Annotated in this window: 16 protein-coding genes; 6 read left to right on the plus strand and 10 right to left on the minus strand. The window is 66.8% G+C overall.

Annotated features, from left to right (window positions below; translation table 11 throughout):
* The first annotated feature begins 51 nt into the window (after positions 1-51).
* Positions 52-2385, plus strand: a complete 2334-nt coding sequence (locus VSX79_RS06615; RefSeq protein WP_326914903.1) for a glycosyltransferase family 4 protein — start codon at positions 52-54, stop codon at positions 2383-2385.
* Positions 2386-2481: 96 nt separating this feature from the next.
* Here VSX79_RS06615 and VSX79_RS06620 read toward each other — a convergent pair whose 3' ends face one another.
* The 5 genes from VSX79_RS06620 to VSX79_RS06640 all read right to left on the minus strand — a co-directional run bounded on the left by VSX79_RS06620 (position 2482) and on the right by VSX79_RS06640 (position 5275).
* Positions 2482-2733, minus strand: a complete 252-nt coding sequence (locus tag VSX79_RS06620) for a DUF6894 family protein (protein ID WP_326914904.1) — start codon at positions 2731-2733, stop codon at positions 2482-2484.
* 27 nt (positions 2734-2760) lie between these two features.
* Positions 2761-3459 (minus strand): Crp/Fnr family transcriptional regulator, encoded by a 699-nt coding sequence (locus VSX79_RS06625; protein WP_326914905.1) that lies wholly within the window; start codon positions 3457-3459, stop codon positions 2761-2763.
* A gap of 110 nt (positions 3460-3569) precedes the next feature.
* Complete coding sequence (locus VSX79_RS06630; RefSeq protein WP_326914906.1) at positions 3570-4142, minus strand: hemerythrin domain-containing protein; 573 nt, start codon at positions 4140-4142, stop codon at positions 3570-3572.
* 20 nt (positions 4143-4162) lie between these two features.
* Complete coding sequence (locus VSX79_RS06635) at positions 4163-4918, minus strand: SDR family oxidoreductase (RefSeq protein ID WP_326914907.1); 756 nt, start codon at positions 4916-4918, stop codon at positions 4163-4165.
* Positions 4919-4978: 60 nt separating this feature from the next.
* Positions 4979-5275 (minus strand): plasmid stabilization protein, encoded by a 297-nt coding sequence (locus VSX79_RS06640; RefSeq protein WP_326914908.1) that lies wholly within the window; start codon positions 5273-5275, stop codon positions 4979-4981.
* A gap of 647 nt (positions 5276-5922) precedes the next feature.
* Here VSX79_RS06640 and VSX79_RS06645 point away from each other — a divergent pair.
* Positions 5923-6876: an NAD(P)/FAD-dependent oxidoreductase gene (locus VSX79_RS06645; protein ID WP_326914909.1), complete on the plus strand. Its 954-nt coding sequence runs from the start codon at positions 5923-5925 to the stop codon at positions 6874-6876.
* A gap of 130 nt (positions 6877-7006) precedes the next feature.
* Here the strand turns inward: VSX79_RS06645 and VSX79_RS06650 are convergent, their stop codons facing one another.
* The 4 genes from VSX79_RS06650 to VSX79_RS06665 all read right to left on the minus strand — a co-directional run bounded on the left by VSX79_RS06650 (position 7007) and on the right by VSX79_RS06665 (position 10943).
* Positions 7007-7408: a hypothetical protein gene (locus VSX79_RS06650; RefSeq protein WP_326914910.1), complete on the minus strand. Its 402-nt coding sequence runs from the start codon at positions 7406-7408 to the stop codon at positions 7007-7009.
* A gap of 11 nt (positions 7409-7419) precedes the next feature.
* Complete coding sequence (locus VSX79_RS06655; protein ID WP_326914911.1) at positions 7420-7680, minus strand: hypothetical protein; 261 nt, start codon at positions 7678-7680, stop codon at positions 7420-7422.
* A 225-nt stretch (positions 7681-7905) separates the two neighbouring features.
* A complete protein-coding gene (locus tag VSX79_RS06660; RefSeq protein ID WP_326914912.1) occupies positions 7906-10131 on the minus strand; it encodes a hypothetical protein in 2226 nt (741 codons plus the stop codon).
* A gap of 224 nt (positions 10132-10355) precedes the next feature.
* A complete protein-coding gene (locus VSX79_RS06665) occupies positions 10356-10943 on the minus strand; it encodes a DUF892 family protein (RefSeq protein ID WP_326914913.1) in 588 nt (195 codons plus the stop codon).
* A 333-nt stretch (positions 10944-11276) separates the two neighbouring features.
* On the opposite strand from VSX79_RS06665, the gene VSX79_RS06670 reads away from it, so the two are divergent.
* Complete coding sequence (locus VSX79_RS06670) at positions 11277-12017, plus strand: Crp/Fnr family transcriptional regulator (RefSeq protein ID WP_326914914.1); 741 nt, start codon at positions 11277-11279, stop codon at positions 12015-12017.
* A gap of 173 nt (positions 12018-12190) precedes the next feature.
* Here the strand turns inward: VSX79_RS06670 and VSX79_RS06675 are convergent, their stop codons facing one another.
* Positions 12191-13309 carry a glycoside hydrolase family 130 protein gene (locus VSX79_RS06675; protein WP_326914915.1) on the minus strand — a complete coding sequence of 373 codons (1119 nt, stop codon included), beginning with the start codon at positions 13307-13309 and terminating at the stop codon, positions 12191-12193.
* Positions 13310-13711: 402 nt separating this feature from the next.
* Here VSX79_RS06675 and VSX79_RS06680 point away from each other — a divergent pair, with 402 nt between their 5' ends.
* From VSX79_RS06680 to VSX79_RS06690, 3 genes are all read left to right on the plus strand, one after another.
* Complete coding sequence (locus VSX79_RS06680; protein ID WP_326914916.1) at positions 13712-14683, plus strand: cation diffusion facilitator family transporter; 972 nt, start codon at positions 13712-13714, stop codon at positions 14681-14683.
* 117 nt (positions 14684-14800) lie between these two features.
* The gene (locus VSX79_RS06685; RefSeq protein ID WP_326914917.1) at positions 14801-15487 is read left to right on the plus strand and encodes an MgtC/SapB family protein; all 687 of its coding nucleotides are present in this window, start codon (positions 14801-14803) and stop codon (positions 15485-15487) included.
* Between the two features lie 322 nt (positions 15488-15809).
* On the plus strand, positions 15810-16484 hold the full coding sequence (locus tag VSX79_RS06690; protein ID WP_326914918.1) for an SRPBCC family protein: 675 nt from the start codon (positions 15810-15812) through the stop codon (positions 16482-16484).
* Positions 16485-16487 lie beyond the last annotated feature (3 nt).

Here is a 16487-nt window from a genome sequence, read left to right on the forward strand (position 1 = left end):
AACGCACGAACGGGCGCGCGGGTCCCGAGCGAAATGACGAAGGTGGCAGCAATGAAATATGAAGCCGAACACCAGCTTTTCTCCAGCTTTTGCGAAACGGACACGCCAGCAGTAAGCGAGCCGCTGCGGCATCAGCCGGCGCGTGTGGCGCTCGTCGGCTGCTTTCGGCCGCGCAAGTGCGGCATCGCGACCTTTACCGCGGATACCTATGATCATCTGTCGCGCGCGCGGCCCGACCTCGCGCTCGACATTTATGCGATGCGCTCGAAGGCCGAGGCCGGGGTCGATGCCGCGGTGTGCGGCTCGATCGATGACGAAGACGTCACCGCCTACCGCCGCGCGGCCGACGCGATCAACGCCAGCGGCGCCGCCGCGGTCTGGCTCCAGCACGAGTTCGGGATATTCGGCGGCCCGGCGGGCGACATGGTTCTGGAACTCGTCGAGCGCGTCGCGGCGCCCCTGATCGTCACCCTCCATACCGTGCTCGCCGAGCCCGACGAGGCGCAGCGCGCGGTTATGGAGCGCCTCGTCGCGCGCGCCTCGAAGCTGGTCGTGATGAGCCGGTTCGGCCGCGATACGCTTGTGAATGTCTACGGCGCGGAACGTGACGCTGTTGCGGTGATCGAACATGGCACGCCCGACAGGCCTTTTGTCGCCTCCTCGCCGCTGCGCGCCGCCCTCGCGATCGGCGACCGGCCCGTCTTGTCGACCTTCGGGTTGATCGGGCCGGGGAAGGGGCTCGAGACCGCCATCCGCGCGCTGCCGGCGATCACGGCGCAATATCCCGACGTCCTCTATCGGATCGTCGGCGCGACGCATCCCAATCTTCTGGCCGCCGAGGGCGAAGCCTATCGCGAAAGCCTCGAGGCGCTCGCGGAGAGCCTCGGCGTCGCCGGCAATCTCGCGTGGGACAACCGCTTTCTCGACTCCGGCGATCTCCTCGAAGCAATCGAGTTGTGCGACATCTATCTCGCGCCCTATCCCAATCTCGCGCAAATAACCTCGGGCACATTGGCCTACGCGGTGGCTCTGGGGCGCGCGGTCGTCTCGACGCCCTTCGTCCATGCGCGCGAACTGCTCGCCGAGGATGTCGGCATTCTCGTGCCGGCGGGCGACTGCGAGGCGATCGCCGAAGCCGCCTTGCTGCTGCTTGCGGTCCCCGAGGAGCGCAAGGCTCTGCAGCAGCGGGCTTACGCACGCGGGCGCCGGACCGCCTGGGGCGCGATCGCGCGCGAATTCGGCGGGCTCCTCGACCGCGTCATGGCACCGCCGAAGCCGCGCGCGGGCTCGCGCCGCGCCGCCCCCTCGCAGGTCGCGATCCTCGACCTGAGCGACGATGTCGGCATTTTGCAGCATGGACGCGGCCCGGTGCCCGATCGCAACCATGGCTATTGCATCGACGACAATGCCCGCGCGCTGATGCTGATGAACAGCGGCGCGCTCGCGAGCCAGCCGGATGCGCAGCATCGGGCGCTTCGCTACGCGAGCTTCCTCCAGCACGCCTGGAACGAGGATAAGCAAGGCTTCCGCAACTTCATGGGATATGACCGCCGCTGGCTCGAAGAGGTCGGGTCCGAAGACAGCAACGGTCGCGCGCTCTGGGCGCTCGGCCATTGCGCGGCGCACGCCGGCAGCGAGGATTTGCGGACCTGGGCAACGGGCTGGTTCGCACAGACCTCGAACATCGCCATCGGTTTCAAGAGCCCGCGGGCGATCGCCTTCGCCCTGCTCGGGGCCGACGAACTGCTCGATCGATCGCCGCGCGACGAGCGCGCGCACGCGATCATCGAGCGCGGCGGGGCGTTTCTGAACGCCGTGTGGAAGGCGAGCCGGCGGCCCGACTGGGACTGGTTCGAGCCCGGTCTCGCTTATGACAATGCGCGGCTCGCCGAAGCGCTGATACGGGCCGGACGGCGTCTGCAATCGCTTCCGATGGAGGAAGCCGGCCTTGCGGCGCTCGATTGGCTCTGCGACCGCCAGACAAGCCGCGCGGGTCATTTCCGTCCGGCCGGTTCGGAAGGGTTTCATCTGCTCGGTGAAACGACGCCCTTCGATCAGCAGCCGCTCGAGGCTTGGGCGACGATCGCGGCGTGCGCGGTTGCCCATGGACTGACCGCCTCGACCCGCTGGGCCGAGCGCGCCGGGTCCGCGTGGCGCTGGTTCTCGGGCGGCAACGACCGCGGCCTGATCCTCGCCGACCCCAGCACGGGCCGGTGCTGCGACGGATTGACCCCGCGCGGGGTCAATAGCAACGTCGGGGCCGAATCGACGCTGGCCTATCATCTCGCGCACCATGCGATGAGCGTTTTCTGGGGCGCCGAGGCTCGCGAAGTCGAGCCCGAAGCGGGCCGGATCGAAAGCAGCGCCGTCCCCGCCGCGGCCTAGGCGGTCGATTGAAGTCCTGCGGCGCGGGAGCCGGGTTCCATGCGCTGGAGGGACGCGGCACCGGCTTGGCGGGGTAGCCTCGCGAGGGAAACCCGATCAGGCCGCGCGCCCTCTTGCCTGGTCGGCATCGACAGCCTGGATCAACACGGCGGCGCAAAAAACGCCGCTCTCGTCCACGACCTCGATCCGCAGGCCGCCGTGGGCGTCGACGATCTCGGGGTTGTCGTGCAACAGGCTGCCGCCATAGCGGATCGCCTCGCGCCGCGCGGTCGCCGCGTCGTTCAGCTCGACGCCGACGTCGTCCTGGTCGCGTGAACCGTCGCTGGTGTGAAAGAAATATCGTGGCATCGCGGGTCTCCGTTTCTGAGCTTCCTATCAAGCGTTATCGCGGTGGAGATAGAGCGGCGCGAAGTCGGCGAAGCTGGCGAGTAGTCCCAGATCGGTCGCCCGCAGTCGCCGCCCGCTGCGCGCGACGGCGCCGGCTTGCTCGAGCGCCTTGAGCGTGCGGTTGACGTGCACGGGGGTCAGCCCGAGGATGTCCGCGAGCTGCTCCTGCGTGAGCGGCACATCGAAGCCTGCGCGCGCGCGGGGCTCGATGACCTCCAGCCGGTAGGCGAGCTCGCACAGGAAATGCGCGAGGCGGGGGAGAGCGTGGCGCCGGCCCACATTGAGCTGCCACTCGCGGCCGATCGAGGCCTCGACGAGGATATCGACGAGGATCGCGCGCGCGATGGAGCGCCGCATGTCCGCCAGCTGCTCGAGCGCAGCGAGCGGAACCAGCGCGAGCTCGACCGCGGTCAAGGAACGCATGTGGTGGTCGACCGTGCGCAGATAGAGCGACTGGAAATCGAGTGGATCGCCGGGAATGCGAAGCGCAACAATCTGGCGGCCGCCATCGGCGGCCAACTTGTAGCGAAACGCGAACCCCGAAAGCAGGATGGGGCAGACTTGGGCATGATCGCCCTCGCGAAGAATCGTCATGCCGGGGCCAAGCGAGCGATACTGGAACGGCAAGTCGGCGAGCTCGCGCTGGTCGGCGGTCGAAAGCGGACTATAGGCGAGCAGCTTTCGCACGAATATATCGAGCTGAGCCGGCCCGGGAGTCAGGGCGGCTTGCGGCCGCCTCGAGGGACTTTGCCCGGCCATCACATCGTCTTTCGGCGGGGACGCTTCATTCGTGCGGCCTATGCTGCGGCCATTCCGGCCTTGTTCATCACCGCGGTGATATGGGCATTGCCCTCGTCGCCCAGGGCCTCGCGGAGCCGGGGAAACAGCTCTTCCTCCTCGATCCGGATATGCTCCTCGATCTCGCCTCGAAAGGCGCGAAGCTTCCCGATCCATTGCGGATCGCCGCTCGACATTTCTGACAGGTCGAACAGATACTGCTTCACATAGCCATGATCGTGAACGAGGCGATCCGCCTCCTCGATCTGACCGTGATCGCGCATCGCGGGATAGACGACATTCTCCTCTTCGAAAGCATGCTTGCCCAGCGCATGCTGGAGCTGGACGAGCAGCGCGGCGCGTTTTTTCGTCTGCCGTGGCTCGCACGCCTCGATTGCATCGAAAAGCTTCAGCGTCATTCGGTGTTCGGCCTTCAATCCCTCATCCCAATCGCCCTGCGCTGCCGTGATGCCCTGGACGATCGCCTTGCGGCTGAAATTGGCCGCCATGCCGACCGCGAACCCGGCCGCCGCCGCGCCGAGCAGGCCTGCGGGACTCTTGAAGAACCGGTCTGAGGAAAAACTGGTGGCCATGGGGAAATCCTTCCAATTGGTCAGGGATGCTCGAGCCGCGTCTCGACGCGCATCAGCGAAACGGCGGTCCGGCGGGGCTGCGCGAGCATGAAATGGACCGCTGCGGCAATGTCCTCGGCGCGCAGCATCTGATCCTCGTGGATGAGCTCGCGCTGCTTCTCGGGCGGGAATTCCGGATACTGGAAATCGGCGCCGGTAAAGCCGGGCTCGATCAGGCCAACCTTGATATCCTGTTCGGCGAGTTCCTTGCGAAAGGATGGAACGAACCCCTGGATGCCCGCTTTCGCCGCGACATAGATCGAACTCCCGGGCCGTTTCGACACCGCCGACATCGAGCCGATGAAGATGATATCGCTTCCCGGACGCATGCAGCGCGCGGCTTCCTGGGCGCAAATGAGATATGCGGTGAGGTCGGTCTCGAGTTGATAACGGGCTTCGCTCTCGCCGGCGTCGGCCAGCGCGGCCGCGGGAACCGCTGCATTGATCACCGCGATGTCGATCGCGCCGAGATAGCTGTTCGCGGCTTCGAAGAAGCGGTCGATGTCTTCGGCTACCGAAAGATCGACGTTGATCCCGTCGCCTTCGCCCACTTCGCTGATCCGCTGCAAGGCGTCGTCCAGATGATCGGGGGTGCGGCCGCAGACGAACACCTTGACACCATAGCTCGCGAGAAGAACCGCGATCGCCCGGCCGATCCCTGTTGTGCCGCCGGTTATTACGGCGCGGCGACCCTCGAGGTCGGGCTGCTCGGTATGGGCATCTTGTTCGTCGATCATAATCCGTCTCGCCTGTGTTTTTTGGGGGCTTCGCGCGTAGTGGAACGGTCGCCGGAGGCCTCAGCTGCGCGCGCGGCGTCGCCGGGTCTCCCAGCCCTTCTTCGCTGCCGCCGAGCGTTGTTCGGCGCTCTGGCTCGATCCGCCCTTGCGTCCGCCCTTGCGCGAGGAGGCATGATTTTCCGTCTTGCCGCGTCCCGAGCCCGACTTCTTGCCGCCGCCCGATTCCTTGTTCACCGTTGCCCAGGCGCGTCGCTCGGCTTCCTCCTTGCCGACGCCGCGGTCTTCATAGCCTTCTTCGATATGTTCGGCCTTGCGCTTCTGCTTGTCGGTGTAGCTCGACTTGTCGCCGCGGGGCATGGTCCGTCTCCTTCTGCCCCCGCTGGTTTCGAAACCGACGGGTTCGGGCCGAGTTCCGTCCGCCGCGCGGTGCGGACTCCCGAAAACTCCTTAACCTGCGTCAGGAATCGCGCTGTCGAGAGCGGACCGCGAAAAAGGAGAGGGCGGCATCGGCGGCCAGATCCGCGGAGCGACGCCCCGAGGCCGCGAAGAGGAAACGGGTCAGTTTGCCGCGGCGCCGGTCGCTACCCGTCGGCGAGCGACAACCTCAAGATCGTGACGGCGGTCACGATCGGCATCGGCGGCGGAACGGCGCGCGCCGACGGGCGTCTTGTTCAGGCCCGTGCGGAGGCAATTGGCAGAAAGGACGCCGTCATGACGCAGAATGAACAAGCCAGTCCGCGCGGCGTCAACGCGCTTCGCGACGGGCAGCGGAACGGCAGGAACAGCAGGAACAGCCGGATCGCGAGGAGCGCCGGCAAGGTCCGCGCGGCGGCGAATGCGGTCTGTCCCGCCCCGCCTCGGGCGGGCGCTCGGCCGGGGCGAGGCCGGAGAGGCGGCAGCGCCAGGAACTGGCTGTTTTGCGGAGCGGGTAATGTACAAGGGAACGCGACGCGGGCCGTGGCGCACTCGCGCTCCGGCGTCGGGTCGCCGCAAAGGAAGTGGACATGGAAGATGTGCTTGTCGTCGGCGGCGGCCCGGCGGGGTTGACTGCGGCGCTTTACCTTGCGCGCTATCGGCGCCGCGTGCGCCTCGTTCACGATCGCCGCTCGCGCGCCTTGCTCGCCCCGCGCGCGCACAATGTTCCCGGATTTCCTGGCGGCATCGCGGGCTCCGAACTGATCGGCAGGATGACCGAGCATGCCGAGCGATACGGCGCGCGTCTCGATCACGGGCGCGTGACCGCACTCAAGGCGCGGCAAGGCGGCTATGTCGCGCTGCTCGACACCGGTGAGGAGCTGTCCGCGCGCGGCGTCATCCTGGCGACCGGCGTCGAAACCCGCACGATCACGCTCGAGCAGGGCGACCATGACGATGCCGTACGCGCCGGCGTGCTTCGCTATTGTCCGATCTGCGACGGCTTTGAACAGCGTGGCGCCGCGATCGCGGTGCTCGGATCCGATCTGCATGGTGCGGCCGAGGCAATGTTCCTGCGCCAATATTCGGACGCGGTCACACTGATTCCAAAAGCGCGCGTTGCCTTGACCGCGGCGCAGCGCCGCGAGCTCGCGGCGAGCGATGTCGCCATTCTCGAGCGCGGGGTCACCGCGATCCGGCATCGCGCCGACCGGATCGAGCTGACGCTCGATGGGGACAGGGCACCGCGCGCCTTCGATATCCTCTATCCCGCCCTGGGCTCGCGGCCGCGAACCGAGCTCGCCGAACAGCTGGGTATTGCGCCCAATGCCGACGGCGGGCTCGCCGCCGACGCCTTCGGCGAACCGCTACGTCCCGGGCTTTTTGCCGCGGGTGACGTCCTGACCGGCCTCGACCAGATTAGCGTCGCGGCGGGTCAGGGCGCAATGGCGGCCACACGCCTTCACAATTGGTTGCGCGAACTCGAAGGGCATGTGATGGCCGAGCAAGCGCCCGTCGGGAGCGCACCCGGTCCGCGCCGCTGAGGCACCGGCCGTCCGGCTGGACGCGGTCGCGGGTTATCGCTTTGCGGCGCCGGCAATGCGCGGGTTCACCTGGCGATCCGAGATAAGGGAGGGCGTCGATGCGTGGGCTCCGCTTCGACCCCGCCGCGTCTCACGACGTGGCTTCGGGCATCTGCGCCCCGCGCTGGCGGGCGGAATAGCTCGCTTCGCCGACACCGATCCGGCCGTCGACGGGTGCGGCGCCATCGATCTCGAGCCCGGACCCCACAGGTGCGGGCTCCGCCGCGACGATCCAGTAGGGTGCGTCGCCGTCCCACGCCTTTTCGAGGCGACACAGGGCGCGGCCGTTTTCGAGGAGCAGGGCGCGTCGTCCTTCGGCCTCGCCGCGCGCGATTTCGAGCGCATAGCCGGCATTTTCGGCCTCGAACTCGACCCGTTTTCCGACCCCGGCGCCGTCGTCGTCGTAGCGCAGCGTATAGGTGCGTCGCGGGACCGCGACAGGGCCGGCCGCCGGGTCGCCGAGGTCAGGGGGGACAGGAAGGAGCGACGCCATATTGCCGAGCCTCAGTAGGAAGGCGGATCGCTGGCCGGAAAGGATTCGTCGGCGGCCTGGTCGACCCTGTCCCACTCGCGGCGGGTTTCATCGCGCATCGCATCCGGTCCCGCGCTGCGCGTCTGGTCAAACCCTTCGGGTTCGGTCTCGTTATCGGCGAAGGCCGCCGCGTGCCGTTCGCTCTTCGGCGCCCCGGGGCGCTGACGGCGGGTAAACCAGAACAGCGCTCCCAGCATCGCCAGTCCCAGAATCTTGTCTGTCCTTGTCGCCATGACATTGCTCCTCGTCTTCACCCGGTCCAACCAGGCAAACATGCCGATAGTTGCGGGGGAATCCGGGCGGCGAGCCGAATTTTCGGCCCCGCTTATCACAGGTTTATAAATCGTCTCGCGGCGCGGGAAGTCGGGGGGCGGCTTGCGGGGAGGGGTGGACCGTCGGCGCAGCGCGCTTCATGCCGGGCGTGCGCGGCCCCGCGCGTTTCGGCTCGGTTTTCGTCGTCACTCCCAGTTGAGCAGAAGGCGTCCACTCGCGGGCACACGGTAATCGACCCGGTCGTCGCTTGTCTGCTGCGGGCGCAGCACGTCACCGTCGGCGGTGGCCACGCGGGTCGGGGTCAGCTTGCGGCGCTTTTGGCGGACGAAGCTCAGTCGCGCCACGCAGGTTTCGCCGCCGTCGAGCGTCAGCGTGACCGTCCGCTCGTCGGTGCGTTCGATCGCGCGCACGAAATGATCGCAATATAGCAGAAAAGGAGCGTTTTCGATCCGGTGGAACGCGCGCGACGCGAAGATCATCGCCGCTCCCGCGCCGTAAATTTCCTGTCCGACCTGCCCGGCTTGCTGGCCGTCGGGGTAGAGATCCTCGAGCGGGAACGAGAGCTTGCGGTCGACATGGCCGTTGTTCGCGCGCTGTTGATCGGCGATTGCGTCGGCGGGTAGCGCGTCGGGATAATAGTACCAGGCACGGTCGAGCGCATATTTGCAATATTCGGCGATCAGCATGCGCGCGGCGGGTTCGAGATCGGGACCGCTGTCGCCGAGATAATGTTCGAAGGCCGCGAAGCTGTCGAAGCATTCGTAGATCGCCATATAAGGCGCGTCCTGAAGCGCCGTCGCGCCGAGAAAATTGCGATGATGGGCCGCGTGGCCGAGCCGGCTTTCCCAGATTTCGCAATTGTGGAAAAAGCTCGCGAGATAGACATAGCTCTGTTCGCGATACACGTCGCAGTTGGTGATCCGCCACAAGCGCATGCACGCCGCCGCGCCCCAAGCCGTCAGATTGGCCTGGTAGTTGATCGCGAAGCCGAGGCCGATGGCCGCGTCGGTCGCGGCCCGCGCCTCGTCGAGATAGCGCTTCTCGTCGGTGAGCTCATAGGCCTCGAGCATCACCCAGGCATAGATGCCACCGACGTCGGTCTGCCCGCGCCCGTCGGCCCCCGCCGTCTCGGTGATGACCGAAAAATCGGTGACCTTGTACTGGATCGGCCATTTATAGTCGAAATGGCGGGCGGCCCGAATCCCGTAATCGAGCGACTTCAGGAACAGCGACCTCGCCTCATGATCGCCGTCGAGCGCGAGTTTGCCCAGGTTGAGGAGCGGGTGATAAAGATACCAGCTGTCGACCGCGTCGGCATCCTTGTCGTCACCCACATTGGGCAGGTAGCGCCTCAGCGTCGCCAGCTCCTTGTCGTAGAAACGCGAGAGCCCCGCCTTGAACTCGGCCTCGAGCGGGTGCGCTTCGCCCGTCCACCGTCCCCATTCGTGGATCGCCTGGACGAGCGACATCTGCACCATGACGTCGGGATATTCGGCGGCGGTGTAGGGATGGATATAGCGATGGCCATAATGACGGATGGTCGCCTCGGGCGCGCCGTCGAGGTCGCGCAGCGTCGCGCGCGCGCGCGCTATCCAGTCTCGATATTCGGTGTCGGGCAGATCGAGCAACTGGTAGGCTCCGCCGAGCATCTGCAGGAAATGCCGCGCGCGATCGCGCTCGTCGCGGGGACCGTCGGGACGGAACAGGACGGTCGCATCGGAGAGGATCATCTCCTTGCCGGCAGCGAGCGGCTTCGCATCCTTCTCTTCGTGCGTTCGCGGCGTCGGGAGGAGCAAGCCCAGCTCGGGCCAGATCCCGCCGACACATTCTTTCGGCGTCGTCGCGGTCGCGCGGCAATAATCGTTGAGAGCGGTGAGATTCTGAAAATAGAAGATGCTGCCGGCTTCGGGATCGTCGATATGAAAAAAGAGAAGTCCGCTGTTGATACCGCGCTGAACGGCATCCACCCCTCCCACGGCGCCGACCGGGTCGTCGTTCGCATCGAGCGGGTAGAGGTCGCGAGGGACGAAAGGCAGGATCGTCGGCGCCGCCGGAACGAAGCGCGTCACGACACGGAAATAGGGAAGGGTGCGCGCGCCCGTCCGGACCGAGACGCGATGTTCGCCCAGCGCGCTGGTGATCGCAAGGCTGGCGATGTCGCCGGGGTCGGGATCGCGAAATTCGATCTTCGAATCGCCTGTCCAATGCGCCGCCCGAAGCGCGATGCCTCCCTTGCGTTCGCGGCGCACGATGAGCCACAGCGCCGCCCCCAGCGGCCGCAACTCCGCGTCCAGGTCCCCGACTCCGAAGCTGGCCGGCGCCTTTCCGCGCGACGATGCAAGCCGGTCGCGCAGCGCGAGAAGGCCGGGCGTCACGGCCAGGGCCTGCTTGCGAAGGGCGCTCGACGTCATTCCTCAATCCTTTCGGGCGGTGCGGACCGGATCGCGCCGGCGGTGTGTTCGCCGCCGTCACCGCAAGGAGAGCGCGCGAGGAGCGCACGCGTTCCCCCAGGGACGCCCCGCGAATCTGCCCTGCGCGTCCGGGATGCAATCCGTTGCCCTCGCTGCGCTCGCGCTTGCGGTGAGCGCGGCGCGCGTGCCGGGCCTTGGGGGGCGCGGCGCCCCGGGCGAAAGTTTCAGCCGACAGGGGTGCCCGGCCGGCCGGTCTGGCTTGCCGGTGCAGCGTCCCGGTCAAGCCCGGCATCGCGGCGCGGCGCGGCCGGATCGATCGCTTCGCCGTTGGTCTCGCGCGAGAGATATTCGACGGTGAGGCTCGGCAGCATGTCGTCGAGATCGACGGCAAAACGCTCGCTCGCGTTCGCCATTTGCGCGCACGCCTGCGCCGTCGCCGTATCGCCTTCTTCCTCCGCTGCCGCGACAAGGATGCGCGCCGACGAGGTCTGCATGCGCGCGAAGGTGCTTGTTGCGAGCGCCGCCTTGACGACTTCGTCGCCGAGGACCGTACCACTGAGGCTCTGGCCGAGGGCGGTGATCTGGCCGGTGGCATCCTTGATCAGCGAGGTGCTGGCGCCCCGGCTCGAAAGACAGCGATCGATCGCGCGGGCGTGGCTGTCGCAAAGCTCGGCCTGTTCGCGCAGCTTCCGACTGAAATCGGGATAGTCTTCGTTACGCCCCGCCGTGCCGCGCAGCATCGTCGCCGCCTGCGCTTCGCTGGCATGCGCATCGCGAAGCCATTCGTCGGTTCTTTCCTTCAGGCTCGTCATTTCTGCCTCCTTTGCTGAATGCCCCTGCAAGCGCCGAATCCCGGCATCGTTCCGCCCTGTTGATGCAGGTTAATCCTTTTCCCGCCGCCGCCGCCGCGGCATCGCGCGCGAGAGCGCGGGAAGTCCGGTGCCTCCACCTATTTCGATCCGAATCGGGCGATCTGCTGCGCAGCGACCTCGCGCTTTGCTCGGCGCGATGTTCCGGTATCGAATGCGCCTTTTGAGACGGGCCGAGGTGCTTGCGCCGACAGAATGCCGAAACGCCAACATGAGTTATGGAGGCGGCGCGGAAGGCATGACATCTGGGGCATGAGTGGGGGCCGAGGAGCACTCATGAACAACAGCCATGCCGCCCAAAGCTTGCTGCCCCTTCGATCGGAGGCGCCCGGCCGGTCGTTTCGGGCACGCGAATTTCTTGCTCACCGCCATGAGGCCCCGCGCGCGATCTGGCTCATCGAGGACGGTTGGGCCGCGCGGTTCAAGCTTCTGCGCGACGGGCGCCGCCACATCTCGCGCTTCTACGCTCCGGGCGATCTGTGCGATTTGTCGTGGCTTGTGACCGATGCCGCCGATCAGTCGGTAGTCGCCCTGACGAGCGTGCGCGCCGCGCGCCTCGACCGGCAGCGGCTCGATACGCGAATGGGGATCGACCCCGACCTTTCGGTCACGGTCGCCCGCGACGCGCTTGCCGAGCTGCGCGCGCAGGCGGAATGGCTCATCACCCTCGGATGCAAATCGGCGTGCGAGAAGATCGCGCATTTTTTGTGCGAACTCTATGTACGGCTCGAACGGCGCGGCCAAGCGAGAGAGCATATCTGCGATTTTCCGCTTTCGCAGCAGGATGTCGCTGATTTTACCGGAATGACGGCGGTGCACGCATGCCGCACCCTGCGCGAGTTGCGCGAGGAAGCGGTCATCGAACTGCGCCGCCGCCGGCTTCGTATCGTGGACTTCGCCAAGCTCGCGCGCATCGGCTCTTTCGACGCGCACTATCTCGACGCCGAGTTCGAGGACGCGCCCTCGCCGCGCGGTCCCTTCGCTGCGCCGGCAAGCGCGCTGTCCGCGACCAACTGAGCGACGGTTTGATTGTCGAGCCGCGTCTCCGCGCGTGGGGCAAGCGGCCGCCCCGCGTCAGGCGGTCCCGATTTGCGTCTCGATGTGCACGTCGCCTTCGATCACCGGGGCGGAATGTGGCGGGCGGGGCTGGGAAAGAAGACCTTGTGCCGCGTGGCCCCAGGTGCCCCCGCTCACAGGCCGAACGCCGATTTGGGGATGTGCGTGATACGGCACGCCAGATCGGCCTCGCCCGACGCGACGATGAAATGGTCCCCGGCGTCGACGATTCCGGTCGTGAACACGACGTCGCGCACGTATAGCTTGTCTTCGAGCGGCCGCGTCAGCTCGGGCGCCGCTTCGAGCAGCGGCTCATGCTCGGTGCGCACGATCTCGGCGGGGTTTTCGCTGTCGAGCAGCGACCAGTAGGTGCGGTAGATGCCGACAATCTCCTTCGGCTCCACGCCATGCCAGAGGGTGAGCCAGCCCTGGTCGGTGAGGATCGGCGGCGTGCCGCCGCCCATGCGCGCGGTCGCGACCGTGTCGGCGTGCGGGCGAATTCCCGGATGGGGATGGGGTTTCCAGTGATGCGCATCGGGCGAGGTCGCCAGATTGATCGAAGGACCCGCGCGCCACTCGGAAGCCGGGGGATAGGCGAAATATAGATCTCCGAGCGGGCGTGTCTGGGCCCAATATCGTCCCGCGATGCGGCCCTCGAAGATCAGCATATCCTTGTTCTGGTGATCGAGCACGATATCCTCGAAGCGCCAGTCGAGGCCGTCGGTGGAGCTGTAAAGCGTCGTGGAATGTCGCTCGGGACTGACCGAACAACTCGTCATCAGCCACCGGTCGTCGACGCGGCTGATGCGCGCGTCCTCGATGCCATAGCATTGAAAGCCCGCGTGCGGTGCGATGACCCGGTCATAATGAACCGCTACGCGTTCGCGGCCGTCGGCGGTGAGTTCGACCGGGAGCAGCCACGACAGCGAGGTGAGGGCCATCACCCGCCACTTGCCGCCGCGGACGAGAAATTTGCGCGGGTCGGCGGTGTCGCACAGATCGAGCGGCCAGGCGTCGAGCCGGTAGCGGCCCGCGTCCCAGCGAATGCAGTGAACATGGCCGTCGGCAATCGGCTTCCGCAGCGCCTCGGCGACGCGAACCATCATCAGGAGGTTGCCGCTCGGGAGGCGCGTCAGGCCCGGATTGAAGGCGCCGAGCACATAGGTTTCGGCGCCGAACTGGCCGGCGAGCGGCGAGCGCGAAAGATCGACATCGTCTGGTCCGAATATCAGATGATCGACCGGGAAGGGCATCCGCGCGACTCCAGCGTCTTGGCTCCAGCGGCGCAGGCACGCCGCTCGAAGGAATGCGCCGCGCGCGCCATTGTTCCGCGAACCCGCCGCCGGCGTCCGGGGCTCGCGGCTTTTGGAAAGCGGGCCCGGCACGGATTTTCTGCTGCACTTGATCGCTTACCCTCCCCGGCGGGACCGGTTCGGATCTTCGATGCGGATTGGGTCGCGATGCGACCCTTGGTCTGGATTCCCGATGGAATTGGGTGACGAGCAGGTGGCCGCACGATGCCGACAGGCCGAAGTGGGGGGCGCTCCGGCGCGGCGCCCGCATAGCCGTGCCGGACGATGTCCGGGCCTCTACGGGAACTCTCGGCGCCGCCGGCGCTTCTATCGCAAGGGCGGCCCCATTCGATCGAACGCGAGATGCAACAGACCACGGTTCTCCATCATGTGAAGGCGAACATCGTCCTTTTCGGCGCGCTCTTCGCGAACCTCGGCATCGCGGCGGCGAAATTTTTCGCCGCCGCGATCAGCGGTTCCTCATCGATGCTGACCGAAGGCGTGCATTCGCTGGTCGACAGCGGCAATCAGCTTCTGCTGCTCTATGGGCAGTCGAGGGCCAAGCGTCCGCCGGACGCGCTTCATCCGTTCGGCTACGGCCGCGAACTCTATTTCTGGGCGTTCGTCGTCGCCATCCTGATTTTTGCGATCGGCGCCGGCGTTTCCCTCTACGAGGGGTGGCGCCACGTGGCCGATCCCGAGCCGCTGCGCGATCCGACCATCAACTATATCGTGCTCGGTGTCGCGGTGATGCTCGAGGGCACGTCATGGGCGATCGCGGTACGTGCGTTCAACGCCGGTCGCGGCGGCGTCGGCTGGTGGCAGGCGGTACGGCGCTCGAAAGATCCCGCGGGCTTCATCGTCCTGTTCGAAGACAGCGCCGCGATGCTCGGGCTGCTCATTGCCGCTGCCGGGGTCTGGGCGAGCCACGCGACCGGCGACGCGCGCATCGACGGATATGCCTCGATGGCGATCGGGGTCCTACTCGCCGCCGTCGCGGTTTTGCTCGCCCGCGAAGCGAAGGGACTGCTCATCGGCGAGAGCGCGGATGCGGAGCTCGTCCACATGATATGGTCCCGCCTCGAAAGGCGGGCCGAAATCACCGCGGTCAATCACGTCCGGACCATTCACACGGCGCCCGATGCCGTTTTCGTCGCGGTCAGCGCCGACTTTGACGACGGTCTGGCAATGGGGGCGGCGGAGACGCTGATCGAAAGCATGGAGAGCGAGCTGAAGACCGCGGACAGCCGCATCACCTCCATCTACATCCGGCCCGAGAAACAAAGCGACGCGGTGGCCTTTCCGAAGCCCGGGCGGGGTCTTCGTGCCGCATAGCGCCGGAGCTTGCCACGGCGTTCCGGAAACCGCCCCCGAGGCGCGGACGGTCACGACCATGCGAGCACCCGCGATGACGGCGTGCCGCTCGACAGTCGACGAACCGGCGCGAACGCGATGCAGTTATTGAACCCCGAACTTTTCTGGCCGATCGCCGGTGCCGTCCTTGCGGGCGCGCTGATCGGCGCCGAGCGCGAGTATCGCGCCAGCGCGGCAGGATTTCGCACCCACATATTGGTCGCCCTTTCCTGCTGCCTGTTGATGCTGTCGGCGGTGCACCAGATGAGCTGGCTCAGCGATACGCCGCTCGACGTGGTGCGCATCGATCCGGTTCGCATGGCGCACGGCATTCTTACCGGAATCGGATTCCTTTGCGGCGGCGTGATTTTTCGCGAAGGCTTCAACGTCCGCGGTCTCACGACCGCGGCATCGCTCTGGATGACATCGACCCTGGGGGTGCTGTTCGGGATCGGTTTCTACGAACTGGCATTATTCGGTGCGGTCGCGACTTTGCTCGTCCTGGCGGCGGTCACGCTGACCGAAAAATGGGCGCCTCAGCGACGGGTCGCGCTCTTTAGCGTCCGATATCGCGCACCGGCGCCGAGGTCGGCGGTCGAATTCGGGGAAATACTCGCCGAGCACGGGCTGACGTTCACGACGATCGATCAATCGCTCGACGCCGGCATGATCGAATATCGCGTCGTGGCAACAGGCTACCGCGCGGCTGCGGCCGAACGGCTCGCGTCGGTGTTCGGGGCCGACGCCGCCGTCGCGGGATATGCGATTCGGCCGCAGCAGGGCTGATGCGGCGCCGATCGGGGCGCTTCCGTCGTCGCTTCGAGTGGCTTGGCCGAGACCTTCACGCCGGCGCCGCATGCCGGGGCAGGCGATTGAAGAAGCGCCGGCACATATTTGAACACATGGGTTAAGTCGCGCGCGGCGCGTATCGAGCGCCTCGGGCCGCGGCGGGCGACCGGGCGCGCCCTTTATCCCGCCTTTTGGGACGGCCTTTCCGCCTTGGTGGACCGCTCCGCCGGCGCGGGCATCCCGGGCCCGGCGGGGAACATCGCATGAGCCCGCGCGTCGATGCGGCATCGCCCTGACCCCCAACAGACCGGAAGATGCCATGCCCTATTTCTCCCGAAGCTCGTTTGAAAAACCCGAAGTCATCGCCGGCTCGATGGTCGGGCTCGCCGCGGTCGGCGCCGGCTTGCTCTACTGGCGCCTGCGTCGCCGCGACGCCGAGCGGCGCGAAGCGACGACGTCGAGCGATGCGCCCCACTGGACGCTCAAGCGGAAGCGCGACCGCGCGCTGTTCGGCAAGTCGCTGCTGATCAACCGGCCGCGCGAGGAGCTGTTCGCGGCCTGGCAGGTCGAACGTTTTCCCGAATTCATGGAGAATGTCGTCGCGGTCGAGCGCCTCGGCTCCGAGGTGTCGCGTTGGACGGTGAAAGCCCCCGCCGGCCGCGAGGTCATTCTCGTCAATCGGATCACGAAGATTGTTCCGGGCGAATCGATCTACTGGCAGAGCGAGGAGGGTAGCCAGATCGCGAACAGCTGCGAGGTTCGCTTCACCGATGCTCCCGCGGGACGCGGAACCTTTGTCAGCCTGATCCTCGCCTACGACCCGCCGGCCGGGACGCTGGGGCGGCTGGGCGCGAAGCTCTTGCAGCGCGAGCCCGAGGTGCAGGCGCGCCGCGATCTTCACCGCTTCAAGCAGCTGATGGAGACCGGCGAGGTTACCAGCAATGCCTCACCCTCCGCGCGGTCGTCCGAGACCCCGACCCAACCCCACATCTGAGGA

Source organism: Sphingopyxis chilensis (assembly GCF_035930445.1).
In the GTDB taxonomy this organism is placed as follows: domain Bacteria; phylum Pseudomonadota; class Alphaproteobacteria; order Sphingomonadales; family Sphingomonadaceae; genus Sphingopyxis; species Sphingopyxis chilensis.

Bases quoted from the DNA above. Each gene is read 5' to 3' on its own strand.
- VSX79_RS06615 (WP_326914903.1), top strand. From the start codon at position 52: ATGAAATATGAAGCCGAACACCAGCTTTTCTCCAGCTTTTGCGAAACG.
- VSX79_RS06620 (WP_326914904.1), bottom strand. From the start codon at position 2,733: ATGCCACGATATTTCTTTCACACCAGCGACGGTTCACGCGACCAGGAC.
- VSX79_RS06630 (WP_326914906.1), bottom strand. From the start codon at position 4,142: ATGGCCACCAGTTTTTCCTCAGACCGGTTCTTCAAGAGTCCCGCAGGC.
- VSX79_RS06635 (WP_326914907.1), bottom strand. From the start codon at position 4,918: ATGATCGACGAACAAGATGCCCATACCGAGCAGCCCGACCTCGAGGGT.
- VSX79_RS06640 (WP_326914908.1), bottom strand. From the start codon at position 5,275: ATGCCCCGCGGCGACAAGTCGAGCTACACCGACAAGCAGAAGCGCAAG.
- VSX79_RS06645 (WP_326914909.1), top strand. From the start codon at position 5,923: ATGGAAGATGTGCTTGTCGTCGGCGGCGGCCCGGCGGGGTTGACTGCG.
- VSX79_RS06650 (WP_326914910.1), bottom strand. From the start codon at position 7,408: ATGGCGTCGCTCCTTCCTGTCCCCCCTGACCTCGGCGACCCGGCGGCC.
- VSX79_RS06655 (WP_326914911.1), bottom strand. From the start codon at position 7,680: ATGGCGACAAGGACAGACAAGATTCTGGGACTGGCGATGCTGGGAGCG.
- VSX79_RS06660 (WP_326914912.1), bottom strand. From the start codon at position 10,131: ATGACGTCGAGCGCCCTTCGCAAGCAGGCCCTGGCCGTGACGCCCGGC.
- VSX79_RS06665 (WP_326914913.1), bottom strand. From the start codon at position 10,943: ATGACGAGCCTGAAGGAAAGAACCGACGAATGGCTTCGCGATGCGCAT.
- VSX79_RS06670 (WP_326914914.1), top strand. From the start codon at position 11,277: ATGAACAACAGCCATGCCGCCCAAAGCTTGCTGCCCCTTCGATCGGAG.
- VSX79_RS06675 (WP_326914915.1), bottom strand. From the start codon at position 13,309: ATGCCCTTCCCGGTCGATCATCTGATATTCGGACCAGACGATGTCGAT.
- VSX79_RS06680 (WP_326914916.1), top strand. From the start codon at position 13,712: ATGCAACAGACCACGGTTCTCCATCATGTGAAGGCGAACATCGTCCTT.
- VSX79_RS06685 (WP_326914917.1), top strand. From the start codon at position 14,801: ATGCAGTTATTGAACCCCGAACTTTTCTGGCCGATCGCCGGTGCCGTC.
- VSX79_RS06690 (WP_326914918.1), top strand. From the start codon at position 15,810: ATGCCCTATTTCTCCCGAAGCTCGTTTGAAAAACCCGAAGTCATCGCC.